The 23,518-nt window shown below is 66.1% G+C and carries 21 protein-coding genes and 1 pseudogene; 11 read left to right on the top strand and 11 right to left on the bottom strand.

Translation table 11 applies throughout. The features are described from left to right. Positions 1 to 94: 94 nt before the first annotated feature. Both JOF57_RS26380 and JOF57_RS26375 read right to left on the bottom strand, forming a co-directional pair. A complete protein-coding gene (locus JOF57_RS26380; RefSeq protein ID WP_209922023.1) occupies positions 95 to 1,552 on the bottom strand; it encodes a hypothetical protein in 1,458 nt (485 codons plus the stop codon). A gap of 258 nt (positions 1,553 to 1,810) precedes the next feature. After that, positions 1,811 to 2,749 (bottom strand): AraC family transcriptional regulator, encoded by a 939-nt coding sequence (locus JOF57_RS26375; protein WP_209922021.1) that lies wholly within the window; start codon positions 2,747 to 2,749, stop codon positions 1,811 to 1,813. A 139-nt stretch (positions 2,750 to 2,888) separates the two neighbouring features. Between JOF57_RS26375 and JOF57_RS31455 the strand changes: the two are divergent. Next, positions 2,889 to 3,203, top strand: a pseudogene (locus JOF57_RS31455) (MarR family winged helix-turn-helix transcriptional regulator); the annotation flags it as partial. A 155-nt stretch (positions 3,204 to 3,358) separates the two neighbouring features. On the opposite strand, the gene JOF57_RS26370 reads toward JOF57_RS31455, so the two are convergent. The 5 genes from JOF57_RS26370 to JOF57_RS26350 all read right to left on the bottom strand — a co-directional run bounded on the left by JOF57_RS26370 (position 3,359) and on the right by JOF57_RS26350 (position 7,517). Next, positions 3,359 to 4,426, bottom strand: a complete 1,068-nt coding sequence (locus JOF57_RS26370; protein ID WP_209922019.1) for an MMP endo-(1,4)-3-O-methyl-alpha-D-mannosidase — start codon at positions 4,424 to 4,426, stop codon at positions 3,359 to 3,361. Between the two features lie 9 nt (positions 4,427 to 4,435). Continuing rightward, entirely contained in the window at positions 4,436 to 5,158 is a 723-nt protein-coding gene (locus tag JOF57_RS26365; protein WP_209922017.1) for a class I SAM-dependent methyltransferase, read from the bottom strand. Next, positions 5,152 to 6,399, bottom strand: a complete 1,248-nt coding sequence (locus JOF57_RS26360) for an MMP alpha-(1->4)-mannosyltransferase (protein ID WP_209922014.1) — start codon at positions 6,397 to 6,399, stop codon at positions 5,152 to 5,154. The genes JOF57_RS26365 and JOF57_RS26360 overlap by 7 nt, the downstream gene beginning before the upstream one ends. Before the next feature lie 130 nt (positions 6,400 to 6,529). Next, a complete protein-coding gene (locus tag JOF57_RS26355; protein WP_209922013.1) occupies positions 6,530 to 6,985 on the bottom strand; it encodes a PPOX class F420-dependent oxidoreductase in 456 nt (151 codons plus the stop codon). Then, positions 6,960 to 7,517: a hypothetical protein gene (locus JOF57_RS26350; RefSeq protein ID WP_209922011.1), complete on the bottom strand. Its 558-nt coding sequence runs from the start codon at positions 7,515 to 7,517 to the stop codon at positions 6,960 to 6,962. Before JOF57_RS26350 ends, JOF57_RS26355 begins: the two co-directional genes overlap by 26 nt. Before the next feature lie 113 nt (positions 7,518 to 7,630). Here JOF57_RS26350 and JOF57_RS26345 point away from each other — a divergent pair, with 113 nt between their 5' ends. The 7 genes from JOF57_RS26345 to JOF57_RS26315 all read left to right on the top strand — a co-directional run bounded on the left by JOF57_RS26345 (position 7,631) and on the right by JOF57_RS26315 (position 13,104). Continuing rightward, on the top strand, positions 7,631 to 7,921 hold the full coding sequence (locus JOF57_RS26345) for a hypothetical protein (RefSeq protein ID WP_307870107.1): 291 nt from the start codon (positions 7,631 to 7,633) through the stop codon (positions 7,919 to 7,921). Positions 7,922 to 7,957: 36 nt separating this feature from the next. Beyond that, positions 7,958 to 8,752, top strand: a complete 795-nt coding sequence (locus JOF57_RS26340; protein ID WP_209922009.1) for a DUF427 domain-containing protein — start codon at positions 7,958 to 7,960, stop codon at positions 8,750 to 8,752. Positions 8,753 to 8,828: 76 nt separating this feature from the next. Beyond that, entirely contained in the window at positions 8,829 to 10,658 is a 1,830-nt protein-coding gene (locus tag JOF57_RS26335) for a hypothetical protein (RefSeq protein WP_209922008.1), read from the top strand. Next, a complete protein-coding gene (locus tag JOF57_RS26330) occupies positions 10,655 to 10,807 on the top strand; it encodes a hypothetical protein (RefSeq protein WP_209922006.1) in 153 nt (50 codons plus the stop codon). The genes JOF57_RS26335 and JOF57_RS26330 overlap by 4 nt, the downstream gene beginning before the upstream one ends. Then, a complete protein-coding gene (locus JOF57_RS26325; protein WP_209922004.1) occupies positions 10,804 to 11,244 on the top strand; it encodes a hypothetical protein in 441 nt (146 codons plus the stop codon). Before JOF57_RS26330 ends, JOF57_RS26325 begins: the two co-directional genes overlap by 4 nt. After that, entirely contained in the window at positions 11,241 to 12,527 is a 1,287-nt protein-coding gene (locus tag JOF57_RS26320) for a hypothetical protein (protein WP_209922001.1), read from the top strand. Before JOF57_RS26325 ends, JOF57_RS26320 begins: the two co-directional genes overlap by 4 nt. Before the next feature lie 10 nt (positions 12,528 to 12,537). Next, positions 12,538 to 13,104, top strand: coding sequence for an isochorismatase family protein (locus JOF57_RS26315; RefSeq protein ID WP_209921999.1), 567 nt, complete (start codon positions 12,538 to 12,540; stop codon positions 13,102 to 13,104). Here JOF57_RS26315 and JOF57_RS26310 read toward each other — a convergent pair. Then, complete coding sequence (locus JOF57_RS26310) at positions 13,097 to 13,912, bottom strand: enoyl-CoA hydratase/isomerase family protein (protein WP_209921998.1); 816 nt, start codon at positions 13,910 to 13,912, stop codon at positions 13,097 to 13,099. The two genes, JOF57_RS26315 and JOF57_RS26310, sit on opposite strands and share 8 nt — an antisense overlap. 69 nt (positions 13,913 to 13,981) lie before the next feature. Between JOF57_RS26310 and glgX the strand changes: the two genes are divergently transcribed. The 3 genes from glgX (at position 13,982) to JOF57_RS26295 (ending at position 18,757) form a co-directional block, all read left to right on the top strand. Then, the gene (gene glgX, locus JOF57_RS26305) at positions 13,982 to 16,099 is read left to right on the top strand and encodes a glycogen debranching protein GlgX (protein WP_209923751.1); all 2,118 of its coding nucleotides are present in this window, start codon (positions 13,982 to 13,984) and stop codon (positions 16,097 to 16,099) included. A 391-nt stretch (positions 16,100 to 16,490) separates the two neighbouring features. Beyond that, on the top strand, positions 16,491 to 17,648 hold the full coding sequence (locus tag JOF57_RS26300) for an acyl-CoA dehydrogenase family protein (protein ID WP_209921996.1): 1,158 nt from the start codon (positions 16,491 to 16,493) through the stop codon (positions 17,646 to 17,648). 8 nt (positions 17,649 to 17,656) lie between these two features. Continuing rightward, positions 17,657 to 18,757: an acyl-CoA dehydrogenase family protein gene (locus JOF57_RS26295; protein WP_209921994.1), complete on the top strand. Its 1,101-nt coding sequence runs from the start codon at positions 17,657 to 17,659 to the stop codon at positions 18,755 to 18,757. Here JOF57_RS26295 and JOF57_RS26290 read toward each other — a convergent pair. The 3 genes from JOF57_RS26290 to treS are packed head-to-tail and all read right to left on the bottom strand — an operon-like array spanning position 18,707 to position 23,275. After that, the gene (locus tag JOF57_RS26290; protein ID WP_209921992.1) at positions 18,707 to 20,194 is read right to left on the bottom strand and encodes an MFS transporter; all 1,488 of its coding nucleotides are present in this window, start codon (positions 20,192 to 20,194) and stop codon (positions 18,707 to 18,709) included. The genes JOF57_RS26295 and JOF57_RS26290 overlap by 51 nt on opposite strands. Positions 20,195 to 20,207: 13 nt before the next feature. Continuing rightward, the gene (locus tag JOF57_RS26285) at positions 20,208 to 21,530 is read right to left on the bottom strand and encodes a maltokinase N-terminal cap-like domain-containing protein (protein WP_209921990.1); all 1,323 of its coding nucleotides are present in this window, start codon (positions 21,528 to 21,530) and stop codon (positions 20,208 to 20,210) included. Beyond that, a complete protein-coding gene (treS, locus tag JOF57_RS26280) occupies positions 21,527 to 23,275 on the bottom strand; it encodes a maltose alpha-D-glucosyltransferase (protein WP_209921988.1) in 1,749 nt (582 codons plus the stop codon). Before treS ends, JOF57_RS26285 begins: the two co-directional genes overlap by 4 nt. Positions 23,276 to 23,518 lie beyond the last annotated feature (243 nt).

The following is a 23,518-nucleotide window of genomic DNA, read 5'->3' as shown; positions in this document are numbered from 1 at the left end:
GCACTGCAGCTACCCGCCAGAAGTTCGACGGTGTTCGCGAACAATCGCCTATACGTACGTGTGGTTCCCAGCGACTAACCCACCGAAGCGGCACCTAGTCTGTGGATCCCCCGCTGGTGGAGCTGCTGCTTCCCGAATCGCTTCCCGCGTTGGCCTTGGCGTCCTTCTTCTTGCCGCCGAGCGCCTTCTTGACTCCGTCTGCCACCTTGGAAACCGCCTTGTCGACGTCGGCACCGATGGTCTTCAGCGCGGCGTTGGGGCGAGTCACCTGCCGGTGCTTGGCTTTCACAGGGCTCGCGCCCGGCGTCGCCTTGTTGCCGTCACTGAGATCGGTGGAGCCATCCGAGGAGCCCTGCGCCGCACCGGAATCGGCATCCTCGGCCGGTGCAACCGTCGAATCGGCGTCGGCCGCCGGTGTCTCGACGGTGGTCACGGAAACTGGCTCTTCAGCGGCGGCGATCTCCGTATCCGGTGTCAGGGTCACGGTTTTCGGTGCCAACGAGTCGGCTGCCGCTGCAAAGACGCCGGCGATCGACGTCGGGAAGCCATTCGTTGGCGACTCCAAGCCCGTCAGTGTCACGGGCGCTGTGCCAGGGATCGAGGTGGGCGCCCCCTCGGGTAGGGACAGTTCGGTACCTGCGGTTTCCGGCGCGGTTGCCTCCAGCGGGAGGGCAAGGCTCGCCGTCGCGGCGGGTGGAGTGATCGCGGCGGCAATCGCTCTAGGCACGGTCGCCAACAGCGCGTAAACGGGGTTGGTATCTAGGGTCCTCAATAGTCCTTGCGCGAAATAACCGGGGACGATTTCGATGCCGTCGATGACAAACGGGGGAATCCAGGGCCCATTGAGCAGGGCCCCTGTGAAGTCAGCGGGAAAGTTGACGATGGTGCTGAGTGCTGCCAACGGGTCCCCGTCCTTGGCGGCGTCGACCAACGCCTGCCCGGTGTCAAAGGCAAACTGGGTCATTATCTGCACTTCCGCGATAGCACCCATGCCGAGGTTCGCCACCAGGCCGAGATTGGAGAATGACTGGAACGTCATCGCTTTCAGTACCGCCGTCATGTTTTGCGATATCTGGTAGGGGATCTTCACGATGTCGAGCATCGGAAACATGTTCATCGCCAAGGTGATGATGGCGGTGCTGACGACATTTCCGGCTCCGGTCAGGTCACCCTGGGCGAGCTTGGTTCTCAGTTGCTCGAGCAGGTTCGGCAGCTGCCCCGTTGCCCAGTTGCTGAGATACTCCCCAGCCGTCGACAGCGAGGTACCGATCTGGTTCGCGTACGAGAGCTGATTGGCGAGGATCTGGCGCAGGATGGGCGCTGGGTCAGCCGCAATGGCGCCGCCAAACTCGGCCGCGTTGGCGGCCGTCTGCCCGAGGACTTCTACCCACCTGGTGATCGGGTCGACTGCTGCGGTGAGGGCGACGGACGCGGTCGAGACCTGTGTGGCCGGCGCAGTTACGGAAGGCGCGGTTACCGGTGTGACGGCGATGACGCTGGCGCCCACCAGGGCGACGCCGGCCGTCACATAGGGCCGAAGGGCGAGTTGCAAGATGTGTTCCTTCCTGGAACAGGCTGGGGACGACCAGAAGGTAGTGCAGTGAGAGGGTCTAGGAATATGCATCCAGCGAAGATTGATCGGGAGTGCACAGTGTGGGCAGCCCAGCGGCATGGCCAGTGAACTGGGGATTTGCTGCTTCTGAGGCTTGATCAACACGTCGCTGAAAGATTCAAGATTCAAACAATGTGCAGACGAGCCCGTTCCGTCCGCCCCGAACTGCAACCGGTTCCAGTCTGAAACCGTCGTCGATCAGCGCGTACCGCGCAGTCGGGTTTGTGACGGCAGTTCGCCAAACAGGGCGCGGTATCTGGCCGACATGCGGCCGAGTTCGCTGATGCCCCACTGGTTGGAGACATCGGCGATCGTCGTAGCCCGGGGGTCGGCTGCGAGGAGGTCACACCGGATGCGGTGCAGGCGCATTCGCGTGACATATGACCGCGGTGACTCGCCGAGTGTTTCCTCGAATGCCCTGGTGAGGGTTCGCCGGGACACCCCCGCGCGGCGTGCAAGGTCTTCGGTGTCGAGGTGTTGATCGAGGTTCTGGTCGATGTGCGTACGGGTCAACTCGACGATTTTTTCGCGTTGCCGCAGCGGCCGGAGGATCAACGGCGCAGGCCGCTGCGAGAAATGGCCGATCAGGGCCGCCACGATATCTGCCAGCGCCGCGGAGTCGAGTCGGGTTTGGCTGTCAGCCTGATGCAGGCGGGCCAGGACAGTGGAGATCGCGGTGAGATGTGTTCGCGCCATCGGCTGCGGGTGAATGCCGGTGTGTCGAAACGCATTGGGGGAGAAAGGTAGTCCGAGACGCTCGGCCTCGCTCTCCAAGGTCTCCTCGCTCAGGGTGATGACGGCATAGCGGGTGTTGTGGTCGTGAAATGCCTCTTGCTCATCGCCGGGCCGAAACAGGCTGACGATCCCGGTGTCGATGTCGCGCAGCATGAGCCGGTTCCTCGGCGGAATCTGTAGCCCGACACAGATCGAAATTGCCTCATCGGACAGGGCCCCGCCGATCTGCACCCGGCTGTCGAACTGGCCCGAACTCAGTGCCACACCCGCATGGGCGGCGTGCAGCAGGCTGCCGCTGGGTGCTGCGCCCGACAGTTGGAACGCCTTCAGCCCGGCCTGATTGACGGCGTCGCCGAGATCCTCGAGCCGCGTGATCGGCGTCCGAACCAACGGCACATCCATGGGGCAGCAGTGTAGGACGCCTGCCGGGTGTCCCAATCTGCATAGACCGGATTCGCCGACTGGGCTGTGATGTCGACCGGGGTGATTCGTTGGCCGCCCGGGCCGGCGTCCCGCTCGACGAAGGAGATGCTGCGACGCGATGGTGACTCGGGTGTTTGCGGAGGTGAGTCACGACGAGTGGCGGAGTTGGCAGCATTTCGGCGACTCGGCCACCCTGCTCTACCGCGAGATCAATGCTGCTCTCACCGCACAACACGACCTCACGGTTCCCGATGTGCAAATGCTCCATCGGCTCAATACCGACCCGCCTGACTATGTCCGAATGGGCGCTCTGGCAGAGCTACTGGTTGTCGTGCCGAGCCGGGTGACGTGGCTCGTGGGCCGCTTGGAGGATCGGGGTTTAGTGCGCAGGGTTCATAGCCGCGAGGACAGGCGAATCGTCGTCGTCGGGATCACCCGAAAGGGACAGGATCATCTGCGGCCGGCGCTGCAAACCTATTCCCTGATCGTCCAGCGGCATTATCTCGCGCCACTGACCCGAGACCAGATGACCGCGTTGGGTGAGAGCACCAGGCGAGTCGGCGATGGCTTGAAGGCGGAGGAGTGCACCTACCTGCCCGCCACGCACTCACAGTCGTACTCGCCCTCCAGGCCGCGCGGCAGCCCGACGCCCCGGAAGATGCCGCTGGCCGCGGTGGTCTGCGACAGCGCGTCGGCGGCCAGGATCATGGCAGCGCCGGTCCAGGTGGTGCGTTCCTCGGGCCAGCGCTTACCGTCGGCGAAAACCAGTCCGGTCCAATAGGATCCGTCGTTCTCGCGTAGGTGCTGCATGGCAGTGAACTGCTCGGTGGCCCGCCGGGTGTCCCCGATCGCGTCCAGGGCCATCACCAGTTCGCAGGTCTCCGCACCGGTGACCCAGGGCCGGTGATCGACGCAACGGATGCCCAGTCCGGGCACCACGAAATCGTCCCAACGATCATCGATACGCGCTTGGGCCGCTGCCCCGCGCAGCGCGCCGCCGAGCACCGGGTAGTACCACTCCATCGCGTGGGTGTCCTTGGCGGAGAACGCCTCTGGGTGAGTGGCGATGGCGTGGCCGAGTCGCCCGACGGCCACTTCCCATTCCGGCTGGGGGTCGTCGAGATAGTCGGCCAGCGCCAGCCCGCACCGGATGCTGTGGTACACGCTGGCGCAGCCGGTCAGCAGCGCCTCCTCGACCGGACCTGACGGGCTGGCGGCCCAGTAGATCTCACCACCCGAGGCCTGTAGACCCAGCACGAAGTCGAGCGCCCGGGTCACCACCGGCCACATCAACTCGGCGAACGCGCGGTCCCCGGTGATCAGTACGTGATGCCAGACGCCGGTGGCCACGTAGGCGCAGAAGTTGCTGTCGCTGTTGGCGTCCTCGATGACACCGTTACGCAATTGGATCGGCCAGGAACCGTCCGGACGCTGCACGGTGCGGCACCAGTCGAAGGCCGCCCGGGCCGGTTCGATCAAACCGGCCACGGTCAGCGCCATGGCGTTCTCCACGTGGTCCCACGGGTCGGTGTGGCCGCCGTCGAACCACGGCAGCGCACCTGAAGATTCCTGGGTTGCGGCAATCGACTGCGCCGTCTGCAGGCAGTCGTCGGGCGTCAAAACTCCGGGCACCCCGGGGATCTCAGGAACCAGCACCGGGTGCGCCTACCCGCCGAATTCCGGCTTGCGGAAATAGAGCGCGACGCTCTTGCCGATCACCGGGTTCAGCAGCGACTCGGCAGTGCGGGTCAGCCAGGGCCGGCCCATCATGTCCCACACCAGAATCTGGTGATAGGCCTTGACCGCCGGGTGGTCGTTCTTCTCGGTGCCGACAAGACATTTGAGCCACCAGTACGGCGCGTGCAGTGCGTGCTCATGGTGCGTATGGGTGAGCGTGAGCCCGTGCGCAAGGACCTTGTCGCGCAATTCGTCGGCCTTGTAGATGCGGATGTGCCCGCCCTCGTTGGCGTGGTACTCGTCGGACAGTAGCCAGCAGACCTTTTCCGGAAGCCAGCGCGGCACCGTAATGGCCAGCGAGCCACCCGGCTTGAGAATGCGTACCAGTTCGGCGATGGCGCGCTCGTCCTGCGGGACGTGCTCCAGGATCTCCGAAGCGATGACGCAGTCGAAGCTGGCGTCGGGATACGGGAGGTCAAGCGCGTCGCCTTTGACGGCCTCGCCCTTGGCCGACAGCGGGACCTCGCCCTCTTCCCGCATGGCCTGCAGCATCGTGTCGACGTCGTTGAGGTCGGACGCACTCTGGTCGAAGCCGACGACAGACGCTCCGCGCCGGTACGCCTCGAACGTGTGCCGGCCCGCGCCGCAGCCGACGTCGATCACCGTGGTGCCCGGTCCGACACCGAGTCGGTCGAAATCGACGGTCAGCATGACGTCACCTTCTTCGCTACCCGCTCACGGGCCATCTCGTACACCGATACCGTCTGTGCGGCAACCGATTCCCAACTGAAGACCTCGAGTGCGCGCTGGCGCCCCGCGGCGCCGAGCCTGTGACGCTCCGACGGCGAGTCGAGCAGTTCGCCGAGCACGGTGGTCAGCTCGTCGACGTCGGCCGGACGCACCAACCGGGCGCAGGCCCCGTCGTCGCCGACCACCTCGGGCAGTGCACCCGCGCGACTGGCCACGATGGGGGTCCCACTGGCCATGGCTTCCACGGCGGGCAGGGAGAAGCCCTCGTACAGCGACGGGATGCAGGCCACCTCGGCGGAGGCCAGCAGCGCGGCGAGTTCCTCATCGCTCAATCCGCTGGAGCTGTGCACGATGTCGGAAATGCCGAGCTCGGCAATGAGTTTCTCGGTCGGCCCGTTCGGTTCGAGCTTCGACACCAACTGCACGTCGAGGTCGCGGGCCACCCGCAGCCGGGCCACGGCATGCAACAGATGGCTGACCCCCTTGAGGGGGACGTCGGCGCTCGCGATCGCGATGATGCGCCCGCGCACCCGGTGCTCGGCAGGCTTGAACAGTTCGGTGTCCACCCCCAGCGGCACGATGTGCAGCTGATTCGGTGTCACCCCGAAGTCCTCGGCGATGTCGGCAGCCGAGGACGACGACACCGTGAGCAATTCGGGGATCTTGCGGGCCACCTTCTTCTGCATCTCGGCAAACCCGTACCAGCGCCGCACCAGCGGCTTGCGCCACCACTTGGCGGCGGCGACCTCGACCACCCGGTCGCGGGTGATCGGGTGGTGCACGGTCGCGACGACCGGCAGGCCGAGGCGGGCGATCTTCAACAGCGCCGAGCCCAGGCTCTGGTTGTCGTGCACCACGTCGAACTCGTCGCGGCGCGCCGCCAGGATCCGGGCCACCCGCATCGTGAACGTCCGGGGCTCGGGGAACCCGGCGCTCCACATCGTGCCCAGTTCCAGGGCGTCGATATGGTCGCGGATCTCGCTCGGCCTCGGCACGCGGAACGGGTCCGGTTCGCGGTAGAGGTCGAGGCTCGGCACCTTGGTCAGCGTGACCCGCGGATCCAGTCCCTCGGGATACGGCTGACCGGAGAACACCTCGACGTGATGACCGAGTTCGGCCAGCCCGCGGCTCAGATAACGCACGTAGACACCCTGGCCACCGCAGTGGGTCTTGCTCCGATAAGACAGCAACGCGATACGCATAATCAGATCACCCGACGGCCGGAATCGTGCTGAGCTGGGAATACACGCTCACGCGTCGACTCCGAACCCTCTGGACATGTGTCCAGACTATAGTTTGACCTGCTATCCAACGCAACGCGTCGGCCGGCGCTCAGGCCGGAGGGAAGCCACCCGTGGCAACGGGTCCCCAGCGCGTGGGGGTAATCCGGATCAGGCACTTGCCCTGGTCCACCATCGCCTGCCGGTACTCATCCCAGTCGGGGTGTTCACCGGCGACCGCGCGGAAGTAGTCGACCAGCGGCTCCACCGCATCCGGCAATCCGATTACCTCGGCGTCACCGTCGATCTGCACGTACGGTCCGTTGAACTCCTCGGACAGCACGATCACGCTGGCCCGGGGCGTGCGCCGGAGGTTGGCGGCCTTGGCCCGCTGCGGGTAGCTCGCGATCACGATGCGCCCCTGCTCATCCACCCCGCCGGTCACCGGTGACGTCTGCAGCGAGCCGTCGGCCCGGAACGTGGTCAGCACCATGTGGTGCCTGGGGCGCATGAAATCCAGGAGTTCGTCGATGCCCACTCGGTCAGCGGTCGCGTATTTCCGGGCCATGCTTCGACGGTAGGACAAACGCGAAGGGCCGTGGGAATCCCAGCCCGGTCAACCGCGCACCGCGCACCGCCGCGATGTCGATCGGCAGCACGTCGCCCGACGACGGTTCGTAGCACTCCAGAGCATCCCGGCCCGCGCCGACGATCAGCACCCAGTGCCGTGGGATGCCGCGCTCGCCGATCAGCATCGGCACCGGCCAGCCGTCCGTGACAGCACGACGCACATCCGACAACGCATCGCGGGAGCCGCGGAAGCGCCGCCATCGGTAGGTCACTCCACGTTTCGCACTGTGGTCGGTCAGTGCGCGGGCCATCCCCGCGGGCGTGGTCCCCAGCCGCCGGGGCCAAATCCTGTTGACGGCAGCGTGAATTCGACCCTGCTCCGCGGCGAACCAGGTATCGCCATCGGGGCGCAGCAACTCCGCGCGGTATACGTGATCGAGCATGGCACCGGCCACCACCGCGACTGTCGGGCCACAGGTGACCCCGTCGCGCTGCCGCAGCCGTAGGGCGGCCAATTTCGCTGCCTTCACACAGATCCGGTCATTTGATCGATCAATTTCTGCCATCGGAACTAAAGCGCCTGAGCTGCCGGTTTCACCGGGTATCTGGAAGCGTAGCGAAGATCGGAATCGAGGGCAGTCCCGTGCGGACCAGAATTGGAAAGTCTCGGATCATCGTCGCCGTGATCGGCGGCGTCGCCGCGGTGGCCATCGGCCTGGCAGGACCGGTAGCAGCCGCACCCAACGGCCCCAGCAATGCCCAGCAAACCATCAAGGAGCTGCAATCGCAGGGTTACACGGTGATCGTCAACCGGCTCGGATCGCAACCACTGGATCAGGCGTCCGTCGTCGCCGTTCGGCCGGGTCCGAACTTCAGCCGTACCGACACGCTGAGCGCCGTCACCACCCGCACGGTGTACGTCGACGTCAAGTAGCAGACAGCCGCTGCCATCTGAGTCGATAATGACCGGATGGCAGTGAAAATGGATGAACTGCTGGGCAGCAAGCTGGACGCCCTGCGATACCAGCCCACTGCCAAACGAATCCGGATCTGCCTGGGTGGCGAGCCGGTCGCCGACACCGGTGAGGCGGTCCTGATCTGGGAGCCGCGGCGGGTGGTCCCGACGTACGCGGTGCCGCGTTCGGCGTTGACCGCACAACTTGTTCCGGCCGGCGGGGATGTCGGGGATGACGAGATCCCCGGCTTCCTCGATCCGTCAGTCCCGTTCACCGCGCACACCTGTCCGGGCACGGCGTTCGACGTCATCGCCGGTGAGGAAACCGGTGCGGCCGCAGCCTTTCAGCCCGACGACGCGGATCTGGCCGGCTACCTGATCCTGGATTTCTCCACCTTCGAATGGCGCGAGGAGGACGAGCCGATCGTCGCGCACCCGCACGACCCGTTCCACCGGATCGACATCCGGCGCAGCCGACGCCGCATCCGCATCGAACTCGACGGACGGGTGCTGGCCGAATCCTGCGATCCCATGCTGTTATTCGAGACCGGGCTGCCCACCCGCTACTACCTGCCCCGCGCAGACGTCACCACCCCGCTCGACGTCAGCAACACCGTCACATACTGCGCATACAAGGGGCGGGCCACGTACTACTCCATACCCGGTGGACCAGCCGATCTGGCCTGGGCCTATCACGAACCGCTGACCGACGCGGTGCCGGTCGGCGACCGCGTCTGCTTCTTCGACGAGCGGGTCGACGTGTTCGTCGACGGCGAGCCGAGGGATCGTCCTGTCACACCGTGGAGCTGACGGAACATCTGTTTGGAGCAGCCCAGTTCTGGCAACATCAGTCACCGACACCACAGTCGGTTGACCGGAGGTCATGATGGGCTCAACGGATGTCACGCTCACCGCGGCCGCCGGCACAGAAGGCGGCGGTGCCGCACTCGATCAGGTGATCGGGATGTCGGTGGTCGCCCTGATCGTCACCGTCGCCCTGCTGTGGATCGGCTACCTACATCGCAACCGACGCATCACGTGGCTGAACAACTTCGCCGAATGGCTGGGCCGCAAGTTCCACCGGCCGCCGTGGGTGGCGCTGCAGGTGTTCCTGTTCACCGCGACCATCATCTGCGCGCTGTTCGGCTTCATCTGGGACGTCAGCCTGCACATCGGCAAGGGGCGCGACGCGGGTCCGCTGGCCAACCCCGCGCACTACTTCATCCTGATCGGCCTGTTCCTGCTGTTCATCGCCGGGTCGATGGCCATCGTGCTGCCCTACGACAAGCCCGGCCCGGCCGCCATCCGGATCACCCGCACCTGGTACGCCCCGGTGGGTGGTGTGCTGATGGCGCTATGCGGCCTGTACGCGCTGATCGGTTTCCCGCTCGACGACATCTGGCACCGGATCTTCGGTCAGGACGTCACCCTTTGGGGCCCAACCCATTTGATGCTCATCGGCGGTGCGGGTTTGTCACTGATCGCCGTGCTGCTGCTCGAACATGAGGGCCGGGTGGCCATGGGCCCGGACGGCGTGGCCGAGGACAGCAAGTTCAACAAGTTCCTCTACTTCCTGTCCTTCGGCGGCTTGTTCATCGGCCTGTCGGTATTCCAGATCGAATACGACTTTGGCGTCGAGCAGTTCCGTCTGGTGCTGCAGCCGATGATGATCGCCGCCGCGGCGGCCTTCGCCGCGGTCGCGGCGCGCCTGGTCCTCGGCCCGGGCGCCGCGCTGATCGCCGCCGCATTCGCGATCGCACTGCGCGGAGCCGTGGCCTTCGTCGTCGGCCCGGTACTCGGCGGCCCGATCAGTTGGTTCGCGCTCTACCTGGGCCCGGCACTGGTGGTGGAACTGCTGGCCCTGACCCCACTTGTGAAGCGCCCCATCCTGTTCGGCGCTGTGGGCGGGCTCGGTGTGGCCACCGTCGGGCTCTGGCTCGAATCGTTGTGGATCGGCGCGGTCTACCACTACCCCTGGCCGACCAGCATGTGGGGTGAAGCGCTGGGCATGGCGATCCCGGTCGCCGTCGCGATGGGCCTGTGCGGCGCACTGCTGGCCCTGGTACTCACGGGGCAGCCGCTGCCCCGGCCCGCGGTGGGAATCTCCATCGTGGTGGCCACCGTCCTGGTGATCGGTGGCGCCGTGGCCAACGGGCTGCGCACCGAGGCTCCGCAAAATGCCAGTGCCACCATCACTTTGACGGATCTGCCGGCCCAGAACGGGCAACGCATGGCTTCTGCCGATGTCCAGATCACCCCGGCCGACCTGGTCAGCGACAACCCCGAGTGGGTGTCGATCCTGGCGTGGCAGGGTGGCCTGGCGAACGATCGTAGCCTGATGATCGACCGGTTGGAGAAGGTCGGTCCTGGCCATTACCGCTCGACGCAACCCATCCCGGTGTCCGGGAAATGGAAGACCCTGCTGCGCGTACAGGACGGAACCACCATGGCCGGTGTACCGATCTTCCTGCCCGCTGATCCGGGCATCGGTGCCACCGAGACTCCGGCGCTGAGCTCAAGCAGCCGAGAGTTCGTACAGGAGATCGAGATTCTGCAGCGTGAACGCAACCTCGATCACCCGTCCTGGCTGTACAACGTGGCTTCGCTGGTGGTGCTGGTGTGCACGCTGATCCTGATCGCCGGGCTGACCTGGGGTGCGGGCCGGATCAACGCCAGGGAGCTGGCCGCGGGCCGTGAACCCGCCGGGCGCACATGACGTATCAGGCCGACCACACGTTGCTGCTGGCGTTGCCGGCCTTCGCTCCGGCCTTGGTCGTGGTCGGCGTCGTGGTGTACGTGGCCATGCGGGACAGGCGCCGCGGCGAGGACAGCGACGAGCCCTCAGGCGAAGATGGTTCACCGTGATCAACCTCAGAAGCAGTGTCATCGTCCTGGCGTCCGCCCTCGCCCTGGTGACCGCCGGTTGTAGCGGCTCCGGGGAGTCCGAGAAGACCGACGGCTCAGCCGGTTCGGCCACTCCCTCGGTTACCACCGTGAACCCGTCGGACATGACCAACGAGCAGCAGGCGCCCGCCCGGCTGCTGATCGACGTCACCATCAAGGGCGGTGAGGTAACCCCGACCAACGAACGGGTGCGTGGCAAGGTCGGCGAGCCGATCGTGGTCCGGGTGAACAGCGACGCCGCCGACGAGTTGCACGTGCACTCAAATCCCGAGCACAGCTTCAAGATCGAGGCGCGTAACGGCCAGCAGTTCCAGTTCGCCGTCGATGTGCCCGGCACCGTCGACATCGAGCTGCACCACCTGAACCGCACGATCGCCAGCGTGCAAGTGCAGCAGTGACGCCCCGGGCGACCGCGGTACTGGCCCACGGTCTGGGCGGTTCGACCGACCTCCCGATTCCCTATACGTATGCGCTGATCGGTGCGGCATGGACGTTGACGTTCACGTTCGCGGTGGTGGCGCTGGCCTGGCGTCGGCCCCGGTTCGATCCGGACAAACCAGGCCTGCCGCTGCCGTCCTGGGTGACGGTCGCGGTGGACTCCCCGGTGACCCGGTGGACCGTGGGTCTGTTCGCACTCGCCCTCGCCGGCTGGGTGGCGTACACCGGGTTTGCCCGGCCGGCGGGCACCAATCCGCTGCCGGGGGTCTTCTACGTCCTGCTGTGGGTGGGGTTGGTCGCGGCCTCGGTGCTGTTGGGCCCGGTGTGGCGGCTCATCTCTCCGGTCCGGACGCTGTACCGCTTCGTGCCCGTCGCGGCCCGGTGGCACTACCCCGAGCGGCTCGGCTACTGGCCTGCCGCCGCGGGGTTGTTCGCCTTCGTATGGCTGGAGTTGGCCAGCCCGGACCCGGGATCGATCGTGGCGATTCGCAACTGGCTGTTGGTCTACCTGGCGGTGACGCTCGCCGGGGCATTGTGCTGCGGGCAGCGCTGGCTGGAGAGCGCCGACCCGTTCGAGGTGTACAGCACGGTCACATCGAAGGTCTCCCCGGTGCGCCGCCACGACGGCCGGTTCGTGCTGGGCAATCCGTTCGATCACCTGCCGTCGCTGACGGTGCGGCCGGGACTGGTCGCTCTACTGGCGGTGCTGCTGGGATCCACCGCGTTCGACAGCTTCTCGGCGATGCCGCAGTGGCGGAACTTCGTCGACGCGCATTCAGGATCGTCGCTGGGCTCCAGTCTGATCCGGACCGCGGGTCTGCTGGTGTTCGCCACGACGGTGGCGGTCACGTTCTGGGCGGCCACCCGCACCACCGGTGGGGTCGACCGCCGGCTGCGCCGCGAATTGCCGGGGCTGATGGCGCATTCACTGATCCCGATCGTCATCGGCTACGTGTTCGCGCACTACCTGTCCTATCTCGTCGAGCGCGGCCAGCAGACGGTGATCCTGCTGTTGGGGCTCCACGACGTGCAGGTCAGCTACTTCCTGTCCGCTCATCCGACGCTATTGGCCACCCTCAAGGTCGGTTTCGTGCTCGCCGGTCACGTAGCCGGGGTGATCGCGGCCCACGACCGGGCCCTGCGTCTTCTGCCGAAGCGACATCAGCTGACCGGCCAACTGGCGACGATGCTGGTGATGGTCGGCTATACCTTCACCGGGCTGTACCTGCTGTTCGGCGGGTAGCGTCGGAAACATGACGCCGAGGCAGACCCGGGCACTCATCGTCGCCGACGTGCAGAACGATTTCTGCGAGGGTGGTTCGCTGGCGGTCGCCGGTGGTGCTGCCGTGGCGCGGGATATCACCGCACTGCTGGCCACCGACCACGGCTACGACTACGTGGTGGCCACCAAGGATTTCCACATCGATCCGGGTGAGCATTTCTCCGATGTCCCCGATTACCGGACGTCGTGGCCGCGGCACTGCGTGGCCGATACCCCTGGCGCGGCGTTCCACCCCGATCTCGATGCGACCACGCTGGCGGCAGTGTTCGAGAAGGGCCACCATTCGGCGGCCTACAGCGGGTTCGAAGGGGTCGACGCTTCCGGGACGACGCTGGCGGACTGGCTGGCCGAGCGCGGCGTCGAAGCGGTCGACGTGGTGGGCATCGCCACCGACTACTGCGTCGCGGCCACCGCCGCCGACGCGGTGAAGGCAGGGCTGCACACCCGCGTACTCACCGGCCTGACGGCCGGGATCGCGCCGGAGAGCTGCGCTGCGGCCTTGGCCGAATTGCGTTCCGCCGGAGTCGAAATCACCTAGTGGGGTCGACGGGTCGGCCTGTCCAGCGCGGATCCCGACGCTCGACGTAGGCGCGCACGCCCTCGCGCGCGTCGTCGTGTGCCATCAACTGCAGGTGTATCTGGGTCTCCCGGGCTCCGACTCCCGCGCGGTCGAGGTCATAGGAATCCCACAGCAGCCGCTTGCTGGCCGCGACCGACATCGGCGCGGTGTTGACCGCGATGTCGTGTGCGAGTTCCAGAGCCGCGGGCAGCACCTGCCCGGCCGGGAGTACCCGGCTGCCCAGGCCGAGTTCGACTGCGCGGCGGCCGTCGAATGTGGCTCCGGTCAACAGGATCTCGGCGGCGTTGGCCAGGCCCACCAGTCGCGGAAGCACCCAGTGCGAGTAGGCGTCGCCGACCATGCCACGCCGGGCCTGCACCACACCGTACCGGGCATCGGCGGCGAAGAATCGGATGTCGCACTGCAATGCGAGGGTCAGGCCGATGCCGATCGCGTGTCCGTTGACGGCCGCGATCACCGGCTTATCCAGGGTCCAGGCCGGTACCGCCAGGCCGGCGGCGCTGAACTCCTGCCCCGGTTCGGTGAAGGTCTGCTCCCCCGCGCCGAGATCCGCACCTGCGCAGAACGCCGGCGGTGTGCCGGTCAGCACGATCACCCGGATCGCATCGTCGGCGCCGCAACGCAGATAGGCGTCGGCCAGCTCCTCGCGCATCCCACCGCCGAAAGCGTTGCGCTGCTGCGGACGGTCCAGCGTGACGACCGCGACCGAGCCATCCACGGCGACCCGCACCGTCCGGTACTCGGGTAGATCAGGGCGACTGGCCACAGAGGTAACGTACCGCCGCTCGTTCGCCCGACCGCAGTCCCCCGGGCGCCGTAAGGTCGACTTGTGACTGTGGAAGCGTGGCGGGGCAAGGCTTACCCGCTCGGCGCGACCTATGACGGCTCGGGTACCAATTTCGCGTTGTTCAGCGAGGTCGCCGACCGGGTCGAACTGTGTCTGTTCGATACCGACGAGTCCGGGGCACTGCACGAGACGCGGGTGACGCTTCCCGAGGTCGACGGATTCGTCTGGCACGGTTTCATTCCAGGGATCGAGCCCGGCCAGCGCTACGGCTACCGGGTGCACGGCCCCTACGATCCGGCGTCGGGGCATCGCTGCAACCCGAACAAGCTTGTGCTCGACCCCTACGCCAAGGCGATCGAAGGTGACTTCAACTGGGGTCAGCCGCTGTTCTCCTACAACTTCGACGATCCGCACAGCCGCAACGACGACGATTCGGCGGCCGGCATGCCGAAAGCCGTGGTGATCAACCCCTATTTCGATTGGGGCGTTGACCACCCGCCCAGTCACGAATACGCCGACACCGTCATCTACGAAGCGCACGTCAAGGGCCTCACCCAGACCCACCCGGACATTCCTGAGCAGCTACGCGGCACCTATGCGGCGGTCGCGCACCCGGTGATCGTCGAGCATCTGAAAGCGCTGCGGGTCAATGCCATCGAGCTGATGCCCGTGCACCACTTCGTGGACGATTCCACACTCGTCAAAGAGGGCTTGTCGAACTACTGGGGCTACAACACGATCGGGTTCCTGGCACCCGACCCGCGCTACAGTTCGGCCGCCACCCCCGGCGGCCACGTCCAGGAATTCAAGGCCATGGTGCGCGAGCTGCATGCCAACGACATCGAAGTGATCCTCGACGTCGTCTACAACCACACGGCCGAGGGCAACCACCTGGGGCCGACGCTGTCGATGCGCGGTATCGACAATGCCGCCTACTACCGGCTGGTCGACGACGACAAGCGGTATTACATGGACTACACCGGGACCGGCAACAGTCTCAACGTCGGCCATCCCCACTCGTTGCAGCTGATCATGGACTCGTTGCGCTACTGGGTCACCGAGATGCACGTCGACGGGTTCCGCTTCGACCTGGCCGCCACGCTGGCCCGCGAGTTCTACGACGTGGACCGGCTGAGTGCGTTCTTCGAGCTGGTGCAACAGGATCCGATCGTCAGCCAGGTCAAGCTGATCGCCGAGCCGTGGGACGTCGGGCCCGGCGGCTACCAGGTGGGTAACTTCCCGCCGCAATGGACCGAGTGGAACGGGAAGTTCCGCGACACCGTGCGCGACTATTGGCGCGGCGAGCCGGCCACCCTGGACGAGTTCGCCTACCGGCTTACCGGTTCGGCCGATCTGTACGAGCAGACCGGCCGGCGACCCTTCGCCTCGATCAACTTCGTCACCGCGCACGACGGCTTCACACTGCGTGACCTGGTGTCCTACAACGAGAAACACAATCAGGCCAACGGCGAGGACAACCGCGACGGGGAGAGCAACAACAAGTCGTGGAACTGCGGCGCCGAAGGTCCGTCCGACGATCCTGCGGTCAACACCCTGCGCGCCCGTCAGCAGCGGAACTTCCTGGCCACGCTACTGCTCTCCCAGGGTGTTCCGATGCTCTCGCACGGCGATGAGTTGGGCCGCACCCAGCGCGGGAACAACAATGTCTACTGCCAGGACAACGACTTCTCCTGGATCGACTGGGCCACAGCCGATCTCGACCTGATCGAGTTCACCCGGTCGGTGTCGGCCCTGCGCGCCGCGCATCCGGTGTTCCGCCGTCGCCGGTTCTTCGACGGCCGGGCGGTACGCGAGGCGGGCACAGCCGGATTGCCCGACATCGCCTGGTTCGCACCCGACGGCTCCGACATGACCGCCGAGGACTGGGAGACCGGGTACGCCAAGTCGGTGGCCGTATACCTGAACGGGCAGGGCATCGCCGACCCGGATGTCCGGGGTCAGCGCGTCGTCGACGACTCATTCCTGCTGTGTTTCAACGCGCACTATGAGCCGATCGAGTTCGCGTTACCACCGGCAGAATTCGGTGCCCGCTGGGTTCCGGCGATCAGCACCTCGGCAAACTCCGTGCGCGACACCGTCCCGGCCGGCAACACCGTTCTGGTGGACGCGCGCGCCGTCCTGGTGCTGCAGGCCGAATCAGATTGAGCGTCAATTCAAAGCGTTGCTCTTCGTCCAGATCTCCCTGTCCCAACCAGGAAATCTGGTAACTTGAACGGGTAGCAGCCGTGGCCGCCTAGTAGACGTTGAACGCTGTTCGATGTCACCGGCCGGGCGGGCTGGGGGGTACGAGCCGAAGAGCGGCGGCAACTACCCTGCGGCCACGGTTGCGGCGTCTCAGCGGGTCTGCCGCGGGCCTTCCGCGCCCAGCGATCATCCTTTCATTCGGCGTTCACCTGCCGGCCATGTTTCCACCGTCGTCGACCCATGCCACAGGCGACGGTTTCGGGTGCTGAACCACCCCGTTGGACAGACTCTGGCGCCCCCAACCAACCGGGTGGTTTAGTGTGCAGTCAGATCCACCTACAGGGAGACGGTCATGCAACTGGCGCTCACACCGGAGGAAGCAGCTTTCCGCGATGAGCTGCGCACCTTCTACACGACGAAAATTCCCGCCGAGCTTCGCGAACAGAACCGGCTGGGATTGCCGATCGGCAACGAGGGCATCATCACCGCGCACAAAATCCTGCACGAACACGGCCTGGCCGTCCCCAACTGGCCCGTCGAATGGGGCGGCAAGGACTGGACGCCCAATCAGATGCAGATCTGGCTCGACGAGATGCAGTTGGCCAGCGTCCCCGAGCCGCTGACCTTCAACGCCAGGATGGTCGGCCCGGTGATCGCCGAATTCGGTTCCCAGGAGATCAAGGAACGCTTCCTTCCGCCCACCGCGGCGCTGGACATCTGGTGGTGCCAAGGGTTTTCCGAGCCGGAGGCCGGCTCGGACCTCGCGTCGCTGCGCACCACCGCGATCCGCGACGGGGACAGCTACGTGGTCAACGGTCAGAAGACCTGGACCACACTCGGCCAGTATGCCGACTGGATCTTCTGCCTGGTCCGCACCGACCCGCAGGCGCCCAAGAAGCAGGCGGGTATCTCTTTCCTGTTGATGGACATGAACACCCCCGGCATCACGCTGCGCCCGATCAAGCTGATCGACGGCAGCGTCGAGGTCAATGAGGTGTTCTTCGAGGACGTCCGGGTCCCCGCCGACCAGCTCGTCGGCGAGGAGAACCAGGGCTGGACCTATGCGAAGTTCCTGCTCGGCAACGAGCGCACCGGAATCGCCCAGGTGGCCCGCACCAAGGTGCGCCTCGCTGAGGTCAAGGAACGTGCCGCGGCCAACGGCCTGCTGGCCGATCCGCTGTTCGCCGCGCGACTGGCCGAGGCCGAGAACGACGTGCTGGCACTGGAACTCACGCAGATGCGGGTGACCTCCGATTCGGCCGACGGCAAGCCCAGTCCGGCCTCATCGGTGCTCAAACTACGCGGCAGCCAGCTGCAGCAGACCGCCACCGAACTGCTGGTCGAGGTGGCCGGCGCAGATGCCCTTCCCTACGAGGCCGGCGACATCGCCTCACCGGACTGGGCACAGCACGCCGCCCCGCACTACCTCAACTACCGCAAGACGTCGATCTACGGCGGTAGCAACGAGGTGCAGCGCACCATCATCGCTTCCACCATTCTCGGATTGTGAGTTGAGCCATGGACTTTCAGCTGACCGACGAACAGAACCTGCTGGCCGACACCACTCGTGATCTGCTGTCGGGCTATGACACCGAAAAACGCAACAAGACGGTAGCGACCGAACCCGGGTTCGACCGCACAGTTTGGGGCCAGCTCGCCGAGGTCGGGGTGCTGGGACTGGGTTTCGATGAGGACTCTGGTGGCCAGATCGAGATCATGGTGGTGCTGAACGAGATCGGGCGCCGTTTGGCTCCCGAGCCCGTGCTGCACGGCGCCATCGGTCCCGGCGCAATCATCGCCGAGGTCGGTACCGACGCTCAGCGTGCACTTCTCGACGAAGTCGCCTCCGGCGAACGGATTCTGGCCTTCGCCCACTCTGAACCGGGCGTGCGGGGATCGGCAGGCGTGACGACCGCCGCGACGCGCAGCGGGGATGGGTGGACGCTGAGCGGCACCAAGAACCCGGTGCTGGCCGGTGACGTCGCCGACACCTTGATCGTCAGCGCGGTCCTGCCGGATGGCGGCACCGGGCTGTTCCTGGTCGACGCGGCGAACGTCACGCGCCAGGGCTACCGCACGTTCGACGGACAACGCGGCGCCCAGATCGATCTGGATTCCACTCCGGCCGAACCGCTCGGCGAAGCCGCCGATGCGGCCGAGGCGATCGCCCATGCCCTGGTCCGGATCTCGGCAGGCTTGTGCGCCGAGGCGGTCGGAGCAATGGATGAGTCCCTGCGGCTGACCGCCGATTATCTCAAGGCCCGCAAGCAGTTCGGGGTCACGCTCAGCAAGTTCCAGACGCTGACCCAGCGCGCCGCCGACATGTACATGTCGCTCGAGCTGGCGCAGAGCATGGGCACGTACGCCGCGATGTCCATCGCCGACGGCGAGCTCGACCCGGTGATCGCGGCGCGGGCCAAACTGCAGATCGGCCGCTCGGGCCGGCACATCTCGCAGGAGTCGATCCAGTTGCACGGCGGTATCGGTGTCACCGCGGAGTATCCGATCGGGCACTACGCCGCGCGGCTGACCGCGATCGAGCACACCCTGGGCACGTCCGCCGATCAGCTACGGACGCTGGTCGGCCAGCTCGACAGCTACGAGATCGTCACGCTCTGAGCGGTATTCCTTCGAGAGGGCCTCGTCCGGTGCAACCGGTCGGGGCCCTTTCGGAATCGCCATGGCGATGAGTGCGGCACCGGCGGCTGCGGCCGCCGCAATCAGTAGCGCGGTGCGGAACCCATCCAGCGACGGCAGCGCCTGCCCGGCGAACGTGATGCTCATCTGGGCCAGCACCGCGGTCATGACCGCACTCGACGTCGAGGTGCCCAGCGAGCGGGCCAGTGAGTTGATGCTGTTGGCCGACGCGGTTTCCGACACCGGTACCGCCGCGTTGATCAGGGCGGGCAGCGCTGCGAAGGCGAATCCGACGCCGAAGCTGACGATCAGGCCGAGCACCAACAGGCCGACGGGGCTGCCGAGCATCAGGGTGCCGGCCAGGTAACCCACGGCGATGATCGCGCAGCCGATCACCAGCACGATCTTCGGGCCGCGCGAGGACACCACCCGGGCCGCGACCGGAGCCGCCGCCATCATCGCCAGGCCGCCGGGCGCCATCCACAAGCCGGTGGCGATCATGCTCTGGCCCAGACCGAACCCGGTTTCGCGGGGCATCTCCAGCAGCTGGGGGCCCACCAGCGACAGCGCAAACATGCCGAATCCCACCGCGATGGAGGCCAGGTTCGTCAGCAGCACAGGCCGTTTCAATGTGGTTCGCATGTCCACGATCGGCGAGGGCACCCGGTACTGCCACCAGGTGAACACCCCGAACGTTGCCACCGCGGCAGCCAGCATCCCCAACGTGGGGGCACTGGTCCAGCCCCACATGGAGCCCTTGGAGATCGGCAGCAACAGCAGCAGCAGGCCGGCGCCGAGTGTGACGGCGCCGATCGGGTCGAAACGGTGGTCGACGGACACCGGTTCGAGGTCCGGCACCAGCAGGACGAACAGGAGTCCCGAGGCCAGGCCGAGCGCGGCCGCACACCAGAACAGGGCGTGCCAGTTGAACTGTTCGGCGATCACCGCCGACAGCGGCAGGCCCAGCGCGCCGCCGACGCCCAATGACGCACTCATCAACCCCATGGCCGAGGCCACCCGCTCCGGCGGCAGGGCGGCACGCAGCACGCTGATGCCCAGCGGGATCACCGGGGCGCCGAATCCCTGGAGACCACGTCCGATGATCAGCGGTATCAGTGAGGTCGTCAGGGCCGCGATCACCGAGCCGACGAACAGCAGTGCCGCGCACAACACGAGAATCCATTTGGGGCCGTACATATCCCCGAGGCGGCCCAGCATCGGTGTGGCGACGGCACCGGTCAGCAGGGTGGCGGTGATCGCCCATGACGCGTTGGCCGCGCTGGTGCCGAGCAGTGCGGGCAGTTGCGGGATCAACGGGATGATCAGGGTCTGCATGAGCGAGACGCTGATGCCCGCTGCAGCAAGGACCGCGATCAGCAGCCCACCGGACGCCGATCGACGCGCGGGCTGATTAGGCATGCTAATGAAGATATCAGCCGATCAGGCGAGTCACCGATCCCAGCGGTACGGGCAACCAGCTCGGCCGGAACCGGACCTCGTAGGCGGCCTCGTACACCGCCTTGTCCAGCTCGTAGGCCGCCAACAGGGCGGCGTGCTCGCGTGGATCGCTACCGGACACCGCGGCGTAGCCGTCGCAGAACGCCGTGCTGTTGCGGTCGGCCCACTCCCGGGCCCGGGCAGACAACTGCCGCGCCTGGTCATCATCGATGGCCAGGTCCACCAGTCGGGCATACGCCGCGTAGTCGAAGGACCTCAGCATGCCCGCGACGTCGCGCAGCGGGGAGTCGGCGGTGCGCCGCAGCTCCAGTGGCTGGCCGGGCTCGCCTTCGAAGTCGATCAGCAGCCAGTGTTCCGGGGTGCGCAGCACCTGCCCCAGGTGCAGGTCGCCGTGTACCCGCTGCACCTTCACCTGCTCGTCGGCCAGTTTGCGGTAGCGGTCCTCGATCAGCGAGACATGCTCGCGCAGTTGAGGTACCGCCTCTGCTGCGGTAGCCAGCCGAGCCGACATGGCCTCGGCCGGGAACGGTACCGATTCGGTGCCGAGCTGCTCGGCCAGGCAGGCATGCACCGAGGCCACCGCTTCCCCCAACCGGTAGGACTCCGCGGCGAAGTCACCGCCCACCTCGTCGGCGTACAGATCGCCCTCGGCGAACAGATCGCGGGTGCTGGCGGTGGCCATATCCCAGCCCTCGGCCGAGTTGGCGGCGAATTCGGTCACCATCGCCAGCGCGAAAGGCTCACCGTCCCAGTCGATATCGATCGCCCCGAGCAGCCTGGCCACGTGCGGGTTGCCGGCCCGGGCCAGCACGCGGTTGAGCTCGATATCGGGATTGATCCCCGGAGTGATCCGACGGAACACCTTGAGCACGGCGTCCTGACCGAACACCACGCTGGTGTTGCTCTGCTCGGCTGCCGAAACCCGGGCCAGCGCGTCCAGCGGCAGGGTGACCCCCGGCTCTTTGGTGCACCTCAGCATCCCCACCATCGCCGAACGGTCGACCATCTCCAGCAGGTATCGCGCGGCGTCCTGGTCGTAGAGGGCGTCATAGCCGGTCCGCCCCGCATCGCTGCCGATGGTGGCCACCGAGCTGTACTCCTCGATCGGTTCGGCATCCCACTTCACCAGCACCTGATAGCGCTCGGTGGTCCCGTCGACATAGGACACCTGCAGCAGCACCAGGTCCAGATCCTCGCCCAACTCACACACCAGACCTGGTGTAACGGAGGATAACTCGCGGCCGCGACCGCCGTACCAGCGCTGCTGACTCAGCCAGTCACCGAAGTCGAGGTTCATTGCGGCACCTCCGGATCCCGCTCGGGCCCACGCAGTTCAAACCAGTAGAACCCGTGTCCGGGAAGGGTCAGCAGGTACGGCAGCTGACCGATACTGGGAAACTCGACGTAGCCGGACATCTCGATGGGCGTATATCCGCTCCACTCTTGCAGATTCAGTTCGATGGGCTGCGGGAACCGCGACAGGTTGTTCACGCACAGCACCGCATCGCCATCGCTCTCGATCTGGCGGACATAAGCCAGCACCGACGGGTTGGAGCCACCGAGCTCGCGGAACGTGCCGAGCGCGAACGCGTCGTGGCGGCCACGCACGGCCAGCATGCTGCGGGTCCAGTTCAGCAGCGATGTCGAACTGTCCCGTTGGGCTTCGACATTCACCGACTGATACCCGTAGACCGCGTCCTGATTGGGCGGCAGGTAGAGCCGGCCCGGGTTGGCGGTGGAGAACCCGGTGTTGCGGTCCGGCGTCCACTGCATCGGGGTGCGCACGCTGTCGCGGTCGCCGAGCCAGATGATGTCGCCCATGCCGATCTCGTCGCCGTAGTAGAGCATCGGCGATCCGGGCAGGGACAGCAGCAGCGCGGTGAACAGCTCGATCTGGTTGCGGTCGTTCTCCAGCAGCGGAGCCAGCCGCCGGCGGATACCGACGTTGGCCTTCATCCGCGGATCCTTGGCGTATTCGGCGTACATGTAGTCACGCTCGTCGTCGGTGACCATCTCCAGGGTCAGCTCGTCGTGATTGCGCAGGAAGATCGCCCAGTGCGCGGTGTCCGGGATCGCCGGGGTCTGGGCCAGGATCTCCGAGATCGGGAACCTCGACTCGCGCCGCACCGCCATGAAGATCCGCGGCATCAACGGGAAATGGAAAGCCATGTGGCATTCGTCGCCGCCGGTGGCCGGATCGCCGAAGTACTCGACCACGTCGGCGGGCCATTGATTGGCCTCGGCCAGCAGCACCCGGCCGGGGAACTCGTCGTCGACCACCTTGCGGCAGCGCTTGAGGAAGGCGTGCGTCTCGGGCAGGTTCTCGCAGTTGGTGCCTTCGCGCTCGAAGAGGTAGGGCACCGCGTCCAGCCGGAATCCGTCGATACCGAGATCCAGCCAGAACCGCAGGACGTCGATCATCGCTTCCTGGACGGCCGGGTTGTCGTAGTTCAGATCGGGCTGGTGGGAGAAGAACCGGTGCCAGTAGAACTGACGACGCACCGGGTCGAAGGTCCAGTTCGACTCCTCGGTGTCGACGAAGATGACGCGCGCGTCGGCGTACTTATCGCTGGTATCGCTCCAGACGTAGAAGTCGCCGTAGGGACCGTCGGGGTGGTGGCGCGACTCCTGGAACCACGCGTGGGAATCGGAGGTGTGGTTCATCACCAGGTCGGTGATGACCCGAATGCCACGTCGATGTGCCCCGTCCAACAGCGTGACGAAATCCTCCACGGTGCCGAACTCGGGTAGCACCTTGTAGAAGTCGCGGATGTCGTAGCCGCCGTCACGCAGCGGCGAATCGTAGAACGGGGGCAACCAGAGGCAGTCCACACCCAGCCACTTCAGGTAGTCGAGTTGTTGGGTCAGCCCCCGCAGATCGCCGATACCGTCGGCATTCGAATCGTAGAACGCCCGCACCAGCACCTCATAGAACACCGCCCGCTTGAACCAGTCGCGATCGGTGGGCAGCGTTCTGGCATGGCCGAAGTCCTCAGCGGCCGGATGTTCGACCACGCCGTGTTCGTCCGCAACGTTGTCCATCAGCATCCCAACGTACCCACTCGGGCGGTACTCGACACCTCCTGGCGACCGCGCGGACCGAATTGACCCTGCAGCAACGTGATTCGCCGTCGGGCCGGTGTTTGCGGAAAAACTAACGGTTGAATAAGAGACGGCGACGGGTTACGTTTCTCCCGCATTTGATCTCCTCGTCGGCTATGGGCCGGCGATCACACTCGACGAGGGATGGCCTGTGGGTGAGTCCGCACCAAATGACGGTGAAGC

This window comes from Mycolicibacterium lutetiense (assembly GCF_017876775.1).
Lineage (GTDB): Bacteria > Actinomycetota > Actinomycetes > Mycobacteriales > Mycobacteriaceae > Mycobacterium > Mycobacterium lutetiense.
This window is presented reverse-complemented; position numbering and strand designations above follow the sequence as displayed.

Coding starts and splice junctions, on each gene's coding strand:
- JOF57_RS26330 (WP_209922006.1), top strand. CDS start 10,655: ATGACGTATCAGGCCGACCACACGTTGCTGCTGGCGTTGCCGGCCTTC.
- JOF57_RS26340 (WP_209922009.1), top strand. CDS start 7,958: ATGGCAGTGAAAATGGATGAACTGCTGGGCAGCAAGCTGGACGCCCTG.
- JOF57_RS26295 (WP_209921994.1), top strand. CDS start 17,657: ATGGACTTTCAGCTGACCGACGAACAGAACCTGCTGGCCGACACCACT.
- JOF57_RS26355 (WP_209922013.1), bottom strand. CDS start 6,985: ATGGCCCGGAAATACGCGACCGCTGACCGAGTGGGCATCGACGAACTC.
- JOF57_RS26315 (WP_209921999.1), top strand. CDS start 12,538: ATGACGCCGAGGCAGACCCGGGCACTCATCGTCGCCGACGTGCAGAAC.
- JOF57_RS26285 (WP_209921990.1), bottom strand. CDS start 21,530: ATGAACCTCGACTTCGGTGACTGGCTGAGTCAGCAGCGCTGGTACGGC.
- JOF57_RS26335 (WP_209922008.1), top strand. CDS start 8,829: ATGGGCTCAACGGATGTCACGCTCACCGCGGCCGCCGGCACAGAAGGC.
- JOF57_RS26300 (WP_209921996.1), top strand. CDS start 16,491: ATGCAACTGGCGCTCACACCGGAGGAAGCAGCTTTCCGCGATGAGCTG.
- JOF57_RS26360 (WP_209922014.1), bottom strand. CDS start 6,399: ATGCGTATCGCGTTGCTGTCTTATCGGAGCAAGACCCACTGCGGTGGC.
- JOF57_RS26290 (WP_209921992.1), bottom strand. CDS start 20,194: ATGCCTAATCAGCCCGCGCGTCGATCGGCGTCCGGTGGGCTGCTGATC.
- JOF57_RS26375 (WP_209922021.1), bottom strand. CDS start 2,749: ATGGATGTGCCGTTGGTTCGGACGCCGATCACGCGGCTCGAGGATCTC.
- JOF57_RS26365 (WP_209922017.1), bottom strand. CDS start 5,158: ATGCTGACCGTCGATTTCGACCGACTCGGTGTCGGACCGGGCACCACG.
- treS (WP_209921988.1), bottom strand. CDS start 23,275: ATGGACAACGTTGCGGACGAACACGGCGTGGTCGAACATCCGGCCGCT.